Origin of the sequence: Streptomyces sp. NPDC127106 (assembly GCF_042677605.1) — a bacterium.
Lineage (GTDB): Bacteria > Actinomycetota > Actinomycetes > Streptomycetales > Streptomycetaceae > Streptomyces.
In genome coordinates this window covers 230,942-247,441 of sequence record NZ_JBHXTC010000003.1, presented here as the reverse complement: position 1 = coordinate 247,441, position 16,500 = coordinate 230,942, and the positions used below count along the sequence as shown (strand labels likewise).

The window sequence follows — 16,500 nt, the reverse complement described above, 5'->3', positions numbered from 1 at the left end:
CGCGCGGGCGCGCGCGCCCCGCCACCCCCCACCGATTTCTCTGCGCGCCGGGCGGGCGCGCGGGCCGGGCGGGGGGGGCGACGCCGGGGGTGGGTGGGAGGATCAGCAGGCGGAGACGGGCACACCGTGTTCTGCGGCGAGGCGCTGGAGATCCTCCAGTTCGGCCAGTTCCACTTCCACGAGGTGGTCGTCGCCCGCATCACGGGCGTGCTGGAGGTCGGACTGCGTGGTCCTGATGCGCTGCAGGAGACCTGTGGTGAATGCGTCCATGGTGGGTTCGCCCCCTCTTCATGGGTCGGCGGCGGCACGCGGCAGTCCGCCGTCAGGGAGTGGTCGGGGTGTGCTGACGTCCTCCCCGGCACCCTGGGCCCAGAAACCTCGCGAGCCCAAGGAATCCACACTTCCGCCGAGGATCGGGCCCCGTGTGGCGCCTTACAGCCGGTTTACGGCTGAAACGGGCAGGATGGACGGCGCAATACACGTGTGCCCTCAGGGCTCGGAGGAAGGAAACGACGTGCGCGTACTCGTCGTCGAGGACGAGCAGCTGCTCGCCGATGCGGTGGCCACCGGACTGCGCCGCGAGGCCATGGCCGTGGACGTCGTGTACGACGGCGCCGCGGCCTTGGAGCGCGTCGAGGTCAACGACTACGACGTCGTCGTGCTGGACCGGGACCTCCCGCTCGTGCACGGCGACGACGTCTGCCGGAAGATCGTCGAGCTGGGCGTGCCCACGCGGGTGCTGATGCTGACCGCGTCGGGGGACGTGAGCGACCGGGTGGAGGGCCTGGAGCTGGGCGCCGACGACTACCTGCCCAAGCCCTTCGCGTTCACCGAGCTGACCGCCCGCGTGCGCGCCCTCGGGCGCCGTACGACCGTCGCCCTGCCGCCGGTGCTGGAGCGGGCCGGGATCAGGCTCGACCCGAACCGGCGGGAGGTGTTCCGCGAGGGCCGTGAGGTGCAGCTGGCGCCCAAGGAGTTCGCGGTGCTGGAGGTTCTCATGCGGAGCGAGGGGACCGTCGTCTCCGCCGAGCAGCTGCTGGAGAAGGCATGGGACGAGAACACCGACCCGTTCACGAACGTGGTCCGGGTCACGGTCATGACCCTGCGCCGCAAGCTCGGGGAGCCGCCGGTCATCGTGACCGTGCCCGGTTCCGGATACCGGATCTGACGAGGGTGGCACCGACTCCGGCGCCGCCGTCCGCGCCCCCCAAACCGACCTGGGACCCCGGCCAGCCCGAGGGTCCCTTCCCTTGGCTCCGCCCCACCATCCGCATACGCCTCACGCTGCTCTACGGCGGCATGTTCCTGATTGCCGGGATCCTGCTGCTGTCGATCATCTACCTGCTGGCCGCGCAGGCGCTGCGGGAAGGCAACGCCCTGCCGTTCAAGATCGTCAGCGGGCAGAAGATCGTCGTCTCCAGCCCGACCTGCCCCGGGGTGGGCGGCGAGCAGCCGTTCGACCAGTTCTACGTCGCCATCCAGTCGTGCATGCTCGAACAGCGCCGGCACGCGCTGGACGACCTGCTCAGCCGGTCGCTGATGGCCCTGCTGGGCCTGAGCATCATCGCCTTCGCCTTCGGCTACGCGATGGCCGGCCGGGTGCTCTCCCCGCTGGGCAAGATCACCCGCACCGCCCGCCGCGTCGTGGGCTCCGACCTGACCCGGCGCATCGAGCTGGACGGGCCGGACGACGAGCTCAAGGAGCTCGCCGACACCTTCGACGAGATGCTCGACCGCCTGGAGCGGGCCTTCAGCGCCCAGCAGCGGTTCGTCGCCAACGCCTCGCACGAGCTGCGCACCCCACTGGCGATCAACCGGACGCTGCTGGAGGTGCACCTGTCCGATCCGGGTGCGCCCGTGGAGCTGCAGCAGCTGGGCAAGACCCTGCTCGCGACCAACGAGCGGAGCGAGCAGCTGGTGGAGGGCCTGTTGCTGCTCGCCCGCAGCGAGAACCAGATCGTCGAGCGCAAACCCGTGGACCTCGCCGAGGTCGCCTCCCGGGCCATCGACCAGGCCCGGGCGGAGGCCGGGGCGAAGGGCGTGGAGATCCGGGGCGAGCGCGGGGCGGCCGTCGTGCAGGGCAACGGCGTGCTCCTGGAGCGGATCGCGCTCAACCTGGTGCAGAACGCCGTCCGGTACAACGTGCCGGAGGGCGGCTGGGTGGAGGTCACCACCGAGGTCCAGCACGGCCAGGCGGTCCTCGTGGTGTCGAACACCGGTCCTGTGGTTCCCGCCTACGAGGTGGACAACCTCTTCGAGCCCTTCAGGCGGCTGCGTACGGAGCGCACGGGCAGCGACAAGGGTGTCGGGCTGGGTCTGTCCATCGCGCGCTCCGTGGCGCGCGCTCACGGCGGGCGGATCGCGGCGACGCCGAGGGAGGGCGGGGGCCTCGTGATGCGTGTCACGTTGCCCCTCTGAGTCCCCGAATCCTTGTTCGCCTACAGCTGAATGACTGGCCTGTGAACAAGTTGAATTCTGTGTGATCGGTCACATGGTCGAGTGTGGGGTCATGTGCGTTCAGTGGCCCAAAGAAGGCGCGGAAGGCCCGTAAAGTCCGGCAGGTCCGGGTTTCCGGGCACCCGCCCGGCGGAAAATACACCGGGTGGCCTTTGTGCAAGGCGGTCTGCGGACCGTGTACGGTCCCGGTCGTCATCCCAGCCGGTCGCCCCTTCAGGCGCGCGGCTGGGTGTCGATTGAGTAACAGACCTTGATGTGAGGCAAAATCTCCGCCTCAGGTCGGGCACAAGTCCGGCCTCTCGCGCGTTACGTGCGCTGAGACACCGCTAAATCCCAGAGGGGGAGAGCGAAACATGGCAACGGACTACGACACCCCACGCAAGACCGACGAAGACGTCGACAACGACAGCATCGAAGAGCTCAAGGCCCGGCGGAACGACAAGTCCGCCTCGAGCGTCGACATCGACGACTTCGACGCCGTGGAGGGCATGGAGCTCCCCGGGGCGGACCTCTCCAACGAGGAGCTGGCCGTCCGCGTGCTGCCCAAGCAGGCCGACGAGTTCACCTGCATGAGCTGCTTCCTGGTGCACCACCGCAGCCAGCTGGCGCGCGAGAAGAACGGTCAGCCGATCTGCCGCGACTGCGACTGAGAGGCGTCGGCCGTGACCGGCTCGACACCCTTCCGCAGGCTTCGCCTCCGGAAGTCCGCTGATCCGGCGGAGACACCGGCGGGAGCCACCGGCCCGGAAACGGGCCCAGGAGCTCCCGGCGTGCCCGCCGTGCACTCCGACACCGCCGCGGTGGCCCCGGCGGCCGCGGAGTCCGGCCAAGGGGGCCGGCAGCGGGCCGGAGGCCGTCGGCTGCAGGCCGTCAAGAGCGGTGTGCGCAAGGGCGGCGAAGGCGCCAGGGCCGCCGCCCTGTACATCGCGGACCGCATCATCGAGATCGCCCCGCGCATCCCGGTCCGCGACCTCGCGACCCTGCGGGCCCACTTCCCGGGTCTCGGTCCCGATCAGCTGGCCGACAAGCTGATCGCCGGCGCCGCGAACGGCACCTCCACGGTGGGCGCGGGCATCGGTGCGGCGGCCATGCTGCCCGTGCCGCCCGCGATGCCGGTGGAGCTGGCCACGGAGATCACCGGCGTCGCCGCCATAGAGCTCAAGCTCGTCGCCGAGCTCCACGAGGTCTACGGCCTGCGGCCCCCCGGCAACGCCAAGGAGCGCAGCCTCGCGTACCTGACCGCCTGGACCGAGGAGCGCGGCGTCGACCTGAGGCGGCCGTCGACGCTGAACTCCGTCCTCGGCGGCCAGATGAAGCGCGAACTGCGCCAACAGATCATGAAGCGGATGATCCGCAGCCTGCCGAACCTGATGCCGTTCATGGTGGGCGCGGCCGTCGGCGCGGTCATGAACCGCCGCGACACCCGCAGACTCGCTGAAAAGGTCCGTGCGGACCTGCGGAGCCGGGCCGTGCCGTGGAACGCCCTGCCGCCGCTCCCGCCCCTGCAGCTGCCCGTCCAGCGCCTCCCCGAGACCCCCGGCGATCCCGGGCCCGCCCTCGAAGGACCGCGCACCGAGCCCCAGGACTGATCCCCGGGCCCCGCCCGGCGCCGGCCCCGCGGGCCGGCGGTGCGCCCGGCCGCCCGGTCAGCCGGCGGCCGGGGAGGCGGCCCTGGCCGCCCGGACCGCCGCGGCCAGCGCCTCGGGCTGCCGGGTGGAGAGGTACACGTACGGCGTCGGGTCGGCCGGGTCCGTCACCGGGATCCGCACCGCCGTCGGCACGTAGCTGCGCATCAGCATGAACGCACGGGTGTCTGCCTTGTACGTCCGCCAGGCGCGCGCCTCCTCCGCGTCCAGCACCTCGGGCTCGCCCAGGGCCGACGCCGGGATCCGCGCGTCCCCTGCGGCCAGCGACCCGTTCACCACGCGCACGCGCGCGGAACCGTACGAGCTGACGAACAGGCCCGCCAGCGCCGCGCCGCCGACGAGCCCGGCCAGCAGCGGCAGCGTGCCCAGCGGCAGCAGCATCAGGGCACCGGCGAGCCCGGTGAGGACGGCGATGCCCCACCACGAGCGGGGGGCGGTCAGGCGTTCGTCGTGGTGCGCGGGGGAGAGCTGCATGACGCCAAGCCTGCCACGACGCGACCGGCGGGTAGTGGCGCGGGTAAGGTCTGCGCCTGTGAGTGGACGAAACACAGCGTTGACGCCCCCGGGCGATGCCGCCGCACCGGTCCGGCACCCCGAGGCCCCGGCGCCCGGCGAACTGCTCGGTTCGCACTACGAGCACTGCTTCGGCTGCGGCGGGGGTCAGCCGCACGGGCTCCACCTGGAGGCGCGGGCGGGCGACGGCGTGAGCGTCACCGCCGAGTTCACCGTCAGGCCCGCCCACCAGGGCGCTCCCGGCCTCGCGCACGGCGGTGTCCTGGCCACCGCGCTGGACGAGACGCTGGGCTCCCTGAACTGGCTGCTGCGCGTCATCGCGGTGACCGGCCGGCTGGAGACCGACTTCGTGCAGCCGGTGCCCGTCGGCACGGTGCTGCACCTGCAGGCCGAGGTGACCGCCGTCGCCGGCCGCAAGATCTACTCCACCGCGGTCGGCCGGATGGGCGGGCCCGACGGCCCCGTCGCCGTGCGCGCGGACGCGCTCTTCATAGAGGTGAAGGTCGACCACTTCATCGACAACGGTCGGCCCGAGGAGATCCGGGCGGTCATGGCCGACCCGGACCAGGTCAGGCGCGCACGCGCCTTCGAGGTGAACCCCTGATGGCTCAGAACAATCACGACTCCCGTCACGAGATCGACGTGCTGATCAAGCGCGTCGACCCCGAGGTGCCCCTCCCCGCGTACGGCCACCCCGGCGACGCCGGCTGCGACCTGGTGACCACCGAGGCCGCCGAGCTCGCGCCCGGCGAGCGCACGGTGCTGCCCACCGGGGTCTCGATCGCCCTGCCCGACGGGTACGCGGCCTTCGTGCACCCGCGCTCGGGACTGGCCGCCCGCTGCGGGCTCGCGCTCGTGAATGCCCCGGGGACGGTGGATGCCGGGTACCGTGGGGAGATCAAGGTGATCGTGGTCAATCTCGATCCGCGCGAGAGCGTCCGGTTCGAGCGCTTCGACCGCATTGCCCAGCTGGTTGTCCAGCGGGTCGAGAAGGTGCGCTTCCACGAGGTGGCGGAGCTTCCCGGCTCGGCGCGGGCCGACGGGGGGTTCGGCTCCACCGGAGGCCATGCGGCCGTGGCCGGAAACGGCGCTGGTCAGCAGGGTGGGAATGGCTACGCTTCGGTCGTATCCGACCGGGAAGGACAGTGACGTGTTCGGACGTCGCAAGAAGAACGACTCCGCCAAGGACGGCGGCGCGGCCGAGCAGGTCGTGGACGGCGTGGCTGCCGATGGCCAGGACGGCGAGGAGATCGACGCCGCCCCCCGCAGGGTGAACCTGCCGCCGGCCCCGCGACCCGACGGCCCGTGGGACGTCACCGAGGTGCCCGGTTCCCCGGCAGAGGGCCGGGTCGACCTCGGCGGCATCCTCGTACCGGGTGTCGAGGGCATGGAGCTGCGCGTCGAGGTCGCCGGTGACGCGATCGTCGCCGCGACGGTCGTGCTGGGCGACAGCGCCGTGCAGCTGCAGGCCTTCGCCGCACCCAAGAAGGAAGGCATCTGGGGCGAGGTCCGCGAGGAGATCGCGGCCGGCATCATCCAGCAGGGCGGCCTCATCGACGAGGTCGAGGGCCCGCTCGGCTGGGAGCTGCGCGCCCAGGTGCCCGTGCCGATGCCCGACGGCCAGACCGGCGCGCAGCTGGTCCGCTTCGTCGGCGTCGACGGGCCGCGCTGGTTCCTGCGCGGCGTCATCTCCGGCCAGGGCGCGGTGCGCCCCGAGTCGGCGGGCGTGCTGGAGGCCATCTTCCGGGACACCGTCATCGTCCGCGGTGACGGCCCGATGGCCCCGCGCGACCCGATCGTGCTCAAGCTGCCGAACGACGCCCAGATGGTGCCGGACGGCGTGCAGACCGAGGACCAGGAGGGCTCCCGCTTCTCCGGCGGCATGGGCCAGCTGGAGCGCGGCCCGGAGATCACCGAGGTCCGCTGACCTGCCGCCGCCGCGGCGTGCGCGACAGGGCCGCACCCCCTCGGGGTGCGGCCCGCAGTCGTACCCGGGGGCGGGCGCGTCAGGGATCCGTCAGAGATGGGTCGGTGACCGGCCGAAAGTGCGTGAACAGCACAAACGTCCTTGAGAATGGGCGCATGGCACGCGGCAAGCTTCGGATCTACCTCGGCGCCGCCCCCGGGGTGGGCAAGACGTACGCCATGCTCTGCGAGGCGCACCGCCGCGTGGAGCGCGGCACGGACTGCGTGGTGGGGTTCGTCGAGCACCACGGGCGGTCGCGCACGGAGGTGCTGCTCCACGGCCTGGAGACCGTGCCGCGCCGGGCGGTCGCCCACCGGGGCGCGGTGTTCCCCGAGATGGACGTGGACGCGGTGCTGGCGCGGCGGCCGGCGGTGGTGCTGGTGGACGAGCTCGCGCACACGAACGTGCCGGGCTCGCGGAACGCCAAGCGCTGGCAGGACGTCGAGGAGTTGCTGCAGGCGGGCGTCGACGTGGTCTCGACCGTGAACATCCAGCACCTGGAATCGCTCGGCGATGTGGTGGAAGCGATCACGGGGGTGCGGCAGCGGGAGACCGTGCCGGACGAAGTGGTGCGGCGGGCGGACCAGATCGAGCTGGTCGACATGTCGCCGCAGGCACTCAGACGGCGCATGGCGCACGGCAACATCTACGCGTCGGACGAGGTCGACGCGGCGCTGTCGAACTACTTCCGGCCGGGCAACCTGACGGCGCTGCGCGAGCTGGCGCTGCTGTGGGTCGCGGACCGGGTGGACGAGTACCTCCAGGAGTACCGGGGCGAGCACGGCATCAGCGCCACCTGGCAGGCCCGGGAGCGCATCGTCGTCGGGCTGACCGGCGGCCCGGAGGGGCGCACGCTCATCCGGCGGGCGGCGCGGCTGGCGGAGAAGGGCGCGGGCGGTGAGGTGCTGGCCGTGTACGTGGCCCGCAGCGACGGCCTGACCGCGGCCTCCCCGAAGGAGCTCGCCGTCCAGCGCACGCTGGTCGAAGACCTTGGCGGAACGTTTCACCATGTGATCGGCGACGACATCGCCACCGGCCTGCTGGAATTCGCCCGCGGGGTCAACGCCACCCAGATCGTGCTCGGCTCCAGCCGCCGCAGGCCCTGGCAGTACGCGTTCGGCCCCGGGGTCGGCGTCACCGTCGCCCGCGAGTCCGGGCCCGACCTCGACGTGCACATCGTCACCCACGAGGAGGCCGCCAAGGGGCGTCGCCGCGGCCTGCCGCCGGCCCGCTCGGCCGCCCTGCTCGGCCGGCCCCGGGTCGTCGCCGGCTGGGTGGTCGGCGTCGGCTGTCCCGCCCTGCTGGCGATCCTGCTCACGCACGTCGACGCCGACCCGGGCCTGGCCAACGAGATGCTGCTGTTCCTGGCGCTGACCGTGGCCGCCGCGCTGCTGGGCGGGCTGTACCCGGCGCTGGCCTCGGCCGCCTTCGGCTCCCTGCTGCTGAACTACTTCTTCGCGCCGCCCGTGCACCGCCTGACGATCTCCGACCCCAGGAACATCGTGGCCATCGCGGTCTTCTTCGGCGTCGCGGTCTCCGTCGCCTCGGTGGTCGGCCTCGCTGCCCGCCGCACCCACCAGGCGGCCCGGCTGCGCGCCGAGTCCGAGATCCTGTCCTTCCTCGCGGGGAGCGTGCTGCGCGGCGAGACCACGCTGGACGCGCTGCTGGAGCGGGTCCGCGAGACCTTCGCCATGGTGTCCGTGGCCCTGCTGGAGCGGGACGGGGACCGCGGGCCCTGGAAGCCGGCGGGCAGCGTCGGCCCGCACCCCGCCGCCCGCCCCGAGGACGCCGACGTGGACATGCCGATCGGGGACCGGATGGCGCTGGCCCTGTCGGGGCGGGTGCTGCCCGCCGAGGACCGCCGGGTGCTGGGCGCCTTCGCCGCCCAGGCGGCCGTCGTCGTGGACCGGCAGCGCCTGCTCGGGGAGGCCGAGGAGGCCCGCCGCCTCGCCGAGGGCAACCGGATCCGGACCGCCCTGCTGGCCGCCGTCAGCCACGACCTGCGGACCCCGCTCGCCGGGATCAAGGCCTCCGTGTCCTCCCTGCGCTCCGACGACGTGGAGTGGTCGCAGGAGGACCGGGCCGAGCTGCTGGAGGGCATCGAGCAGGGTGCCGACCGGCTCGACCACCTGGTGGGCAACCTCCTCGACATGTCCCGGCTGCAGACCGGCACCGTCACCCCGCTGATCCGCGAGATCGACCTCGACGAGGTGGTGCCGATGGCCCTGGGCGGCGTACCCGAGGACAGCGTCGTCCTGGACGTCCCCGAGACGCTGCCGATGGTCGCCGTCGATCCGGGGCTGCTGGAGCGAGCCGTGGCCAACGTCGTGGAGAACGCCGTCAAGTACAGCCCGGCGCACGAGCCGGTGCTCGTCGCCGCCAGCCACCTCGGCGACCGGGTCGAGGTACGCGTCGTCGACCGCGGACCCGGCGTCCCCGACGAGGCCAAGGACCGCATCTTCGCCCCCTTCCAGCGCCACGGCGACGCCCCCCGCGGGACCGGTGTCGGCCTCGGGCTCGCCGTCGCCCGCGGCTTCGCCGAGGCCATGGACGGCACGCTGACGGCCGAGGACACTCCCGGTGGCGGGCTGACCATGGTGCTCACCCTGCGCGCCGCGCCGCGCGGGCGCGCGCCGGCGCCCGAGGGCGTCCCGGACCGCGGTCCGGCCGACCCGAACGGCAAACCGAACGGCGACCCGAACCACCTGACCGACCTGACCGACCTGACCGACCCGATACGCCCCGTACGGCAGAAAGCAGGACCTCCATGACCCGGGTGCTCGTGGTGGACGACGAGCCGCAGATCGTCCGAGCCCTCGTGATCAACCTCAAGGCGCGCAAGTACGAGGTCGACGCCGCAGCCGACGGGGCCGGTGCCCTGGAGCTCGCGGCGGCCCGCCACCCCGACGTGGTCGTCCTGGACCTCGGCCTGCCCGACATGGACGGCGTCGAGGTGATCAAGGGGCTGCGCGGCTGGACCCGGGTCCCGATCCTGGTCCTGTCCGCCCGGCACAGCTCCGACGAGAAGGTCGAGGCCCTGGACGCCGGCGCCGACGACTACGTCACCAAGCCCTTCGGCATGGACGAACTGCTGGCGCGGCTGCGGGCCGCCGTGCGCCGGGCCGAGCCCCCCGCCGGCGCCGGCGGGGAGGAGGTCGTCGTGGAGACCGACGGCTTCACGGTGGACCTGGCGGCGAAGAAGGCGGTGCGCGAGGGGCGTGACGTACGGCTCACGCCCACCGAGTGGCACCTGCTGGAGGTGCTCGTCCGCAACGCCGGCAAGCTGGTCGGCCAGAAGCAGTTGCTCCAGGAGGTGTGGGGGCCCTCGTACGGCACGGAGACGAACTACCTGCGCGTCTACATGGCGCAGTTGCGGCGCAAGCTGGAGGCGGACCCCTCGCATCCGCGGCACTTCATCACGGAACCGGGCATGGGATACCGCTTCGAGAGGTAGTGGGGGCGCCGGTACGCTTCCTGGTATGAGTGCTGAACCGCGTCCCGAGAAGTCCGCCAAGCCGGTCCGGCCGGCGGGCCGGTTCCGCCGGATGATCGAGCGGCTGTCCTCCTCCCAGGAAGAGCTGCATTCGGCGGAACTGCAGGAGGACGCAGAAGCCGCGGGATGCACGCGGATCTGCGATTCCCACGACCGCGAGATAGTCAAGGTCACCGGGACCCTGCGTACCGTCACCCTCCGGCCCCGTGCGGGTGTCCCCGCGCTGGAGGCGGAGCTGTTCGACGGCTCCGCCGCGCTGGACGTGGTCTGGCTGGGGCGTCGCTCGATCGTGGGAATCGAACCGGGCCGCCGTATGATCGCCTCCGGCCGGATCGCCATGAGCCACGGTCGCCGGGTCCTCTTCAATCCGAAGTACGAACTCCGACCGCTCGGACAGGAGCACTGACCGGTGACGTCACTCGACAAACCCTCGACGCCCCCCGGGCAGCCCGCTCCGGGAGCACGGGGATCCCAGGGACGGGGTCCGGACCCCGCAGACGATCAGAGCGCGGTCACGCAGGCGGCGCTCTTCGACGCCTTCGGGGGCATCCGGGGCACCGTGGAGACGATGCTCCCCGGCCTGCTCTTCGTGATGATCTACACGATCAACAAGGACGTGAAGATGTCCGCCATCGCGGCGGGCGCGGTCGCGGTCCTGCTGGTGATCGTGCGGCTGCTGCGCAAGGACACCGTCAAGCACGCCTTCAGCGGGGTCTTCGGCGTGGGCGTGGGCGTGGCCTTCGCGCTCTTCACCGGAACCGCCAAGGGCTTCTACCTGCCCGGCATGATCTACGGCGCCGGGCTGGGCGTGGCCTTCACGGTGTCCGCGCTGGTGGGTTTCCCGCTGCTGGGGGTGATGCTGGGGCCGGTGTTCAAGGAGAACATGTCCTGGCGGACCCGCAACCCCGGCCGTAAGAAGGCGTACACCAAGGCCAGCCTGGCCTGGGGCATCATCTTCCTGGCCAAGTACGCGATCCTCTTCCCGCTGTACTGGTGGGGCGACGCGACCCAGCTGGGCTGGCTGCTGATCGCGCTGAAGCTGCCGCCGATGGTCCTCGCGGTGTACTTCACGTGGGTGTTCCTGGCGAAGGCGCCGCCGCCGATCGACGTGATGGCGGAATACGAGGCGGAGGAGGCCGCGCGGAAGGCGGCCAAGGCCGCGGCCTCCCGGGAGCCGGGGGCTTGACGGCCCGCGGCCGACGGGCCGCACGGACCACCCGGAGGGGCGGCCAGGACCACGGGAGGGGCGGACAGCCGGGCAACCGGCCGTCCGCCCCTTCGTCGTGCCACCCGCCGTTACTGCCGCGGAGCCTGCAGCAGGTCCTCCAGCTGGCCCTCGCGGGCCTGGGCGGCCACGAACAGCAGCTCGTCGCCCGGCTCCAGGGTCTCCTCCGCGTGCGGGGTCAGGACCCGGTTGCCGCGGATGATCGTGACCAGCGAGGTGTCCTCGGGCCAGCTGATCTCGCTGATCTGCGTTCCGGCGACCGGGGACTCCGCGGGCAGGGTCAGCTCGACCAGGTTGGCGTCGCCGTGGCTGAAGCGGAGCAGACGCACCAGGTCGCCGACGCTGACGGCCTCCTCCACCAGGGCCGACATCAGGCGCGGGGTGGACACGGCGACGTCGACGCCCCAGGCCTCGTTGAAGAGCCACTCGTTCTTCGGGTTGTTCACGCGCGCCACGACGCGCGGAACCCCGTACTCGGTCTTGGCCAGCAGGGAGACGACCAGGTTGACCTTGTCGTCGCCGGTCGCGGCGATGACCACGTTGCAGCGCTGCAGCGCCGCCTCGTCCAGCGAGGTGATCTCGCAGGCGTCGGCCAGCAGCCACTCGGCCTGCGGCACCCGCTCCACCGAGATGGCGGTCGGGGCCTTGTCGACGAGGAGCACCTCGTGCCCGTTCTCCAGCAACTCGCCCGCGATGGAACGGCCCACCGCGCCGGCTCCGGCGATCGCGACCCTCATGCGTGTGCCTCCTCGGGGCCCTCGGCGAAGGCCGCCTCGACCTTGTCGATCTCGTCCGTGCGCATCATCACGTGGACGAGGTCGCCCTCCTGCAGGACCGTCTGCGACGTCGGCAGCATGGCCTCGCCGAGGCGGGTGAGGAACGCCACGCGGACGCCCGTCTCCTCCTGGAGCCTGCTGACCTTGTGCCCGATCCAGGCCGGGGCGGTGTGCACCTCGGCGAGCTGCACCCCGCCGCTCGGGTCGCGCCACAGCGGCTCGGCACCGGACGGCAGGAGCCGGCGCAGCATCTGGTCGGCGGTCCACCGCACGGTGGCCACGGTGGGGATGCCCAGGCGCTGGTAGACCTCGGCGCGCTTGGGGTCGTAGATGCGGGCGGCGACGTTCTCGACGCCGAACATCTCCCGGGCCACGCGGGCGGCGATGATGTTGGAATTGTCACCACTGCTGACGGCGGCGAAGGCGCCCGCGTCCTCGATTCCGGCCTCGCGCAGCGTGTCCTGGTCGAAGCCGACGCCGGTGACCCGGCGGCCGCCGAACCCGGCTCCCAGCCGACGGAATGCGGTGGGGTCCTGGTCGATCACCGCGACCGTATGCCCCTGCTGTTCCAAGGTCTGCGCGAGGGCGGAGCCCACCCTTCCGCATCCCATAATGACGATGTGCACGGCCGTCCTTCCGGCTGTCAGCGCTCGCTGGTTCGCAGCCTCAATACATGCTCTGGCTTAACAGGGTCTCAGACCACCACCCAAGCTACACACGGGTGGTCGGCCGTCACAGCGCCTCGCAGGTGCTTCAGGGCGCACACCGGCGCATCCGAGGTTCAATGCGCCGGAATACCGGCGGGGGGTTCGTCACCCCGATTTCGAACGCTTACGATCCTCTCCGTGTCCAAACTGACCGACCTGCCCAAACGGATCCTGATCGGCCGGGCGCTGCACCGCGACCGCCTCGGGGAAACACTCCTCCCCAAGCGGATCGCCCTCCCCGTCTTCGCGTCCGACCCGCTCTCCTCGGTGGCATATGCCCCCGGCGAGGTCCTGCTCGTTCTGTCCATCGCGGGTGTGTCGGCGTACCACTTCAGCCCATGGATCGCCGCCGCGGTCGTCGTGCTGATGTTCACCGTGGTCGCCTCGTACCGCCAGAACGTCCACGCCTACCCCAGCGGCGGCGGCGACTACGAGGTCGCCAACACCAATCTCGGCCCCAAGGCCGGCCTCACCGTCGCGAGCGCCCTGCTCGTCGACTACGTACTGACCGTGGCCGTGTCGATCTCCTCCGGAGTGGAGAATCTCGGCTCCGCCGTGGATTTCGTCATCGAGCACAAGGTGCTCTCGGCGATCGTCATGATTCTTCTGCTCACACTGATGAATCTGCGCGGTGTGAAGGAATCCGGGAAGCTCTTCGCGATCCCGACGTACGTGTTCGTCGGCGCCGTCTTCGCAATGATCATCTGGGGCGCCTGGCGCGGCCTCGTCCTCGGCGAGACCATGCAGGCCCCCACCGCGAACCTCGAGATCAAGCCCGAGCACCAGGGACTCGCCGGATTCGCGCTGCTCTTCCTGCTCCTGCGGGCCTTCTCCTCCGGCTGTGCCGCCCTGACCGGCGTCGAGGCGATCAGCAACGGCGTCCCCGCCTTCCGCAAGCCCAAGAGCAAGAACGCCGCCTCGACGCTCGCCCTCATGGGCCTCCTCGCGGTCACCATGTTCTGCGGGATCATCGGCCTGGCCATGGCCACCGACGTGCGGATGGCCGAGGCGCCCGCCACCAACCTGCTCGACAACGGCGTCCCCGTCGGCCCGGACTTCGTGCAGAACCCGGTGATCTCCCAGGTGGCCGAGGCCGTCTTCGGCAGCGGCAGCATCGCCTTCGTCATCCTGGCGACCGCCACCGCGCTCGTGCTGTTCCTGGCCGCCAACACCGCGTACAACGGCTTCCCGCTGCTCGGCTCGATCCTCGCCCAGGACCGCTACCTGCCGCGCCAGCTGCACACCCGCGGCGACCGGCTCGCCTTCTCCAACGGCATCGTGCTGCTGGCCGGCGCCGCCATGCTGCTCGTGTGGATCTACGACGCCGACTCCACCAAGCTGATCCAGCTCTACATCGTCGGCGTGTTCGTCTCCTTCACGCTGAGCCAGATCGGCATGGTCCGGCACTGGAACCGGCACCTGAAGACCGAGCGCGACAGGTCCGCACGCAACCGGATGATCCGCTCCCGCGCGATCAACACCTTCGGCGCGATCTTCACCGGCCTGGTCCTGGTCGTCGTCCTCGCCACCAAGTTCACGCACGGCGCGTGGGTCGCCCTGCTCGGCATGCTGATCTTCTACGGCACCATGACCGCGATCCGGAAGCACTACGACCGGGTCTCCGAGGAGATCGCCGCCGCCGAGGGGCCGAGCGACGACAGCGTCCGCCCGTCCCGCGTCCACTCGATCGTCCTGGTCTCCAAGGTCCACAAGCCCACACTGCGCGCCCTGGCCTTCGCCAAGCTGACCCGCTCCGACACCCTGGAGGCGCTCAGCATCAGCGTCGACCCGGCCGAGACCAAGGCCCTGCGGGCCGAGTGGGAGCGGCGCGGCATCAACGTCCCGCTCAAGATCCTCGACTCCCCGTACCGCGAGATCACCCGCCCGGTCGTCGAGTACGTGAAGGGCCTGCGCAGCGAGAACCCGCGCGACGCCGTCAGCGTGTACATCCCGGAGTACGTCGTCGGCCGCTGGTACGAGCACCTGCTGCACAACCAGAGCGCGCTCCGGCTCAAGGGCCGCCTGCTGTTCACCCCGGGCGTCATGGTCACGTCCGTCCCCTACCAGCTGCAGTCCTCGGAGCTCGCGAAGAAGCGGGCGAAGAAGCGGCAGGAGTGGAACGCCCCGGGCGCGGTGCGCCGCGGACCGGTGGACACGCCGCGCGCGTCGAAAACCGCGGCGAAGCAGTAGCAGCCGGCGTGGCGAACGGCCGGACGGGATCCACGTAGACTGGTGGGTCGGCCGTCCGGCCGTTCGCGCACGACCGCCGCGCAACCGAACACCCGAACCCGAACCCTGGAGCAACCCCCGCCATGACCGAGCAGAACGAGAAGCAGTCACTGGTCGGGGAGGAGTACGAGGTCGAGGTCGGCCCCGTCGCGCACGGCGGGCACTGCATCGCCCGCACCGACGACGGCCGCGTCCTGTTCGTCCGCCACGCCCTGCCCGGCGAGAAGGTCGTTGCCAAGGTCACCGAGGGCGAGACGGACTCGCGCTTCCTCCGCGCCGACGCGATCACAGTCCTGTCGGCCTCCAAGGACCGCGTCGAAGCCCCCTGCCCGTACGCCGGCCCCGGCAAGTGCGGTGGCTGCGACTGGCAGCACGCCAAGCCCGGAGCCCAGCGCCGGCTCAAGGGTGAGGTCGTCGCCGAGCAGCTGCGCCGCCTCGCCGGCCTGACCCCGGAGGAGGCCGGCTGGGACGGCACGGTAGCCCCCGCGGAGGGCGACAAGCTGCCGGCCGGCCAGGTCCCGCAGTGGCGCACCCGCGTCCAGTACGCCGTGGACGCCGAGGGTCGCCCGGGCCTGCGCAGGCACCGCTCGCACGAGGTCGAGCCCGTCGACCACTGCATGATCGCTGCCCCCGGCGTCACGGAACTCGGGATCGAAAAGCGCGAGTGGCCGCAGATGGCGTCCGTCGAGGCGATCGCCGCGACCGGCTCCAACGACCGGCAGGTCGTCCTGACCCCCCGCCCCGGCGGCCGCCTCCCCCTCGTCGAACTCGACAAGCCGGTCTCGGTCCTCCGGGTGGAGGAGAAGGACGGCTCGACGCACCGCGTCCACGGCCGCCCCTTCGTCCGCGAGCGCGCCGACGGCCGCACCTACCGCGTCGGTATGGGCGGCTTCTGGCAGGTCCACCCACAGGCCGCGGACACCCTGATCCGCGCCGTCATGCAGGGCCTGATGCCGCGCAAGGGCGAGATGGCCCTCGACCTGTACTGCGGCGTCGGCATCTTCGCGGGAGCCCTCGCCGAACGCCTGGGCGAGACCGGCGCTGTCCTCGGCATCGAGTCGACGAAGCGCGCGGTGGAGGACGCCCGCCACAACCTGGCCGACTTCCCGCGCGTCCGCATCGAACAGGGCAAGGTCGAATCGGTCCTCCCCCGCACCGGCATCACGGAGTGCGACCTGGTCGTCCTCGACCCGCCCCGTGCCGGCGCCGGCAAGCAGACGGTCCGTCACGTGGCGTCCCTCTCGGCCCGCCGCATCGCGTACGTGGCCTGCGACCCGGCAGCCCTGGCCCGCGACCTGTCGTACTTCGCGGAGGCGGGCTACAAGCCCCGCACCCTCCGCGTCTTCGACCTCTTCCCGATGACGCACCACGTCGAGTGCGTCGCGATTCTGGAGCCGATCCGCGAGGACGCCTGACCTGCGGTTTCGTGGCGGTCGCCGTCCGCTTGACCTGTTTGCGCCCGTCCAACAGGTGAAGCGCGAGGCTTGC

Annotated in this window: 17 protein-coding genes; 13 read left to right on the top strand and 4 right to left on the bottom strand. The window is 71.6% G+C overall.

Features of this window, described 5'->3' with window-relative positions; genetic code table 11:
• Positions 1–102: 102 nt before the first annotated feature.
• The gene (locus ACFVGY_RS05520) at positions 103–270 is read right to left on the bottom strand and encodes a hypothetical protein (protein ID WP_385671387.1); all 168 of its coding nucleotides are present in this window, start codon (positions 268–270) and stop codon (positions 103–105) included.
• A gap of 244 nt (positions 271–514) precedes the next feature.
• Between ACFVGY_RS05520 and ACFVGY_RS05515 the strand changes: the two genes are divergently transcribed.
• The 4 genes from ACFVGY_RS05515 to ACFVGY_RS05500 all read left to right on the top strand — a co-directional run bounded on the left by ACFVGY_RS05515 (position 515) and on the right by ACFVGY_RS05500 (position 4,046).
• Positions 515–1,168, top strand: coding sequence for a response regulator transcription factor (locus ACFVGY_RS05515; RefSeq protein WP_179178221.1), 654 nt, complete (start codon positions 515–517; stop codon positions 1,166–1,168).
• Positions 1,169–1,173: 5 nt separating this feature from the next.
• Positions 1,174–2,418, top strand: coding sequence for a sensor histidine kinase (locus ACFVGY_RS05510; protein WP_385671385.1), 1,245 nt, complete (start codon positions 1,174–1,176; stop codon positions 2,416–2,418).
• Between the two features lie 392 nt (positions 2,419–2,810).
• Positions 2,811–3,107 (top strand): DUF4193 domain-containing protein, encoded by a 297-nt coding sequence (locus ACFVGY_RS05505; RefSeq protein ID WP_179178219.1) that lies wholly within the window; start codon positions 2,811–2,813, stop codon positions 3,105–3,107.
• Between the two features lie 12 nt (positions 3,108–3,119).
• Entirely contained in the window at positions 3,120–4,046 is a 927-nt protein-coding gene (locus ACFVGY_RS05500; protein ID WP_385671382.1) for a hypothetical protein, read from the top strand.
• A gap of 57 nt (positions 4,047–4,103) precedes the next feature.
• Here ACFVGY_RS05500 and ACFVGY_RS05495 read toward each other — a convergent pair whose 3' ends face one another.
• Positions 4,104–4,577, bottom strand: a complete 474-nt coding sequence (locus ACFVGY_RS05495) for a DUF3093 domain-containing protein (protein ID WP_385671379.1) — start codon at positions 4,575–4,577, stop codon at positions 4,104–4,106.
• Positions 4,578–4,635: 58 nt separating this feature from the next.
• On the opposite strand from ACFVGY_RS05495, the gene ACFVGY_RS05490 reads away from it, so the two are divergent.
• From ACFVGY_RS05490 to ACFVGY_RS05460, 7 genes are all read left to right on the top strand, one after another.
• On the top strand, positions 4,636–5,220 hold the full coding sequence (locus tag ACFVGY_RS05490) for a PaaI family thioesterase (protein ID WP_385671376.1): 585 nt from the start codon (positions 4,636–4,638) through the stop codon (positions 5,218–5,220).
• A complete protein-coding gene (dut, locus tag ACFVGY_RS05485; protein WP_385671373.1) occupies positions 5,220–5,765 on the top strand; it encodes a dUTP diphosphatase in 546 nt (181 codons plus the stop codon). The genes ACFVGY_RS05490 and dut overlap by 1 nt, the downstream gene beginning before the upstream one ends.
• Before the next feature lies 1 nt (position 5,766).
• On the top strand, positions 5,767–6,543 hold the full coding sequence (locus tag ACFVGY_RS05480; protein WP_385671370.1) for a DUF3710 domain-containing protein: 777 nt from the start codon (positions 5,767–5,769) through the stop codon (positions 6,541–6,543).
• A gap of 155 nt (positions 6,544–6,698) precedes the next feature.
• A complete protein-coding gene (locus ACFVGY_RS05475) occupies positions 6,699–9,353 on the top strand; it encodes an ATP-binding protein (RefSeq protein ID WP_385671367.1) in 2,655 nt (884 codons plus the stop codon).
• On the top strand, positions 9,350–10,036 hold the full coding sequence (locus ACFVGY_RS05470; protein ID WP_385671364.1) for a response regulator: 687 nt from the start codon (positions 9,350–9,352) through the stop codon (positions 10,034–10,036). The genes ACFVGY_RS05475 and ACFVGY_RS05470 overlap by 4 nt, the downstream gene beginning before the upstream one ends.
• Positions 10,037–10,061: 25 nt before the next feature.
• Entirely contained in the window at positions 10,062–10,481 is a 420-nt protein-coding gene (locus ACFVGY_RS05465; RefSeq protein ID WP_385671361.1) for an OB-fold nucleic acid binding domain-containing protein, read from the top strand.
• Positions 10,482–10,484: 3 nt separating this feature from the next.
• Entirely contained in the window at positions 10,485–11,261 is a 777-nt protein-coding gene (locus ACFVGY_RS05460) for a DUF3159 domain-containing protein (protein WP_385671358.1), read from the top strand.
• A 110-nt stretch (positions 11,262–11,371) separates the two neighbouring features.
• Here the strand turns inward: ACFVGY_RS05460 and ACFVGY_RS05455 are convergent, their stop codons facing one another.
• Positions 11,372–12,037, bottom strand: coding sequence for a potassium channel family protein (locus ACFVGY_RS05455; protein WP_385428557.1), 666 nt, complete (start codon positions 12,035–12,037; stop codon positions 11,372–11,374).
• Positions 12,034–12,702 (bottom strand): potassium channel family protein, encoded by a 669-nt coding sequence (locus ACFVGY_RS05450; protein WP_385671355.1) that lies wholly within the window; start codon positions 12,700–12,702, stop codon positions 12,034–12,036. The genes ACFVGY_RS05455 and ACFVGY_RS05450 overlap by 4 nt, the downstream gene beginning before the upstream one ends.
• A 219-nt stretch (positions 12,703–12,921) precedes the next feature.
• On the opposite strand from ACFVGY_RS05450, the gene ACFVGY_RS05445 reads away from it, so the two are divergent.
• Positions 12,922–14,973, top strand: a complete 2,052-nt coding sequence (locus ACFVGY_RS05445; RefSeq protein ID WP_385671352.1) for an APC family permease — start codon at positions 12,922–12,924, stop codon at positions 14,971–14,973.
• Between the two features lie 122 nt (positions 14,974–15,095).
• The gene (locus ACFVGY_RS05440; RefSeq protein WP_385671349.1) at positions 15,096–16,427 is read left to right on the top strand and encodes a class I SAM-dependent RNA methyltransferase; all 1,332 of its coding nucleotides are present in this window, start codon (positions 15,096–15,098) and stop codon (positions 16,425–16,427) included.
• The last annotated feature ends 73 nt before the right edge of the window (positions 16,428–16,500 follow it).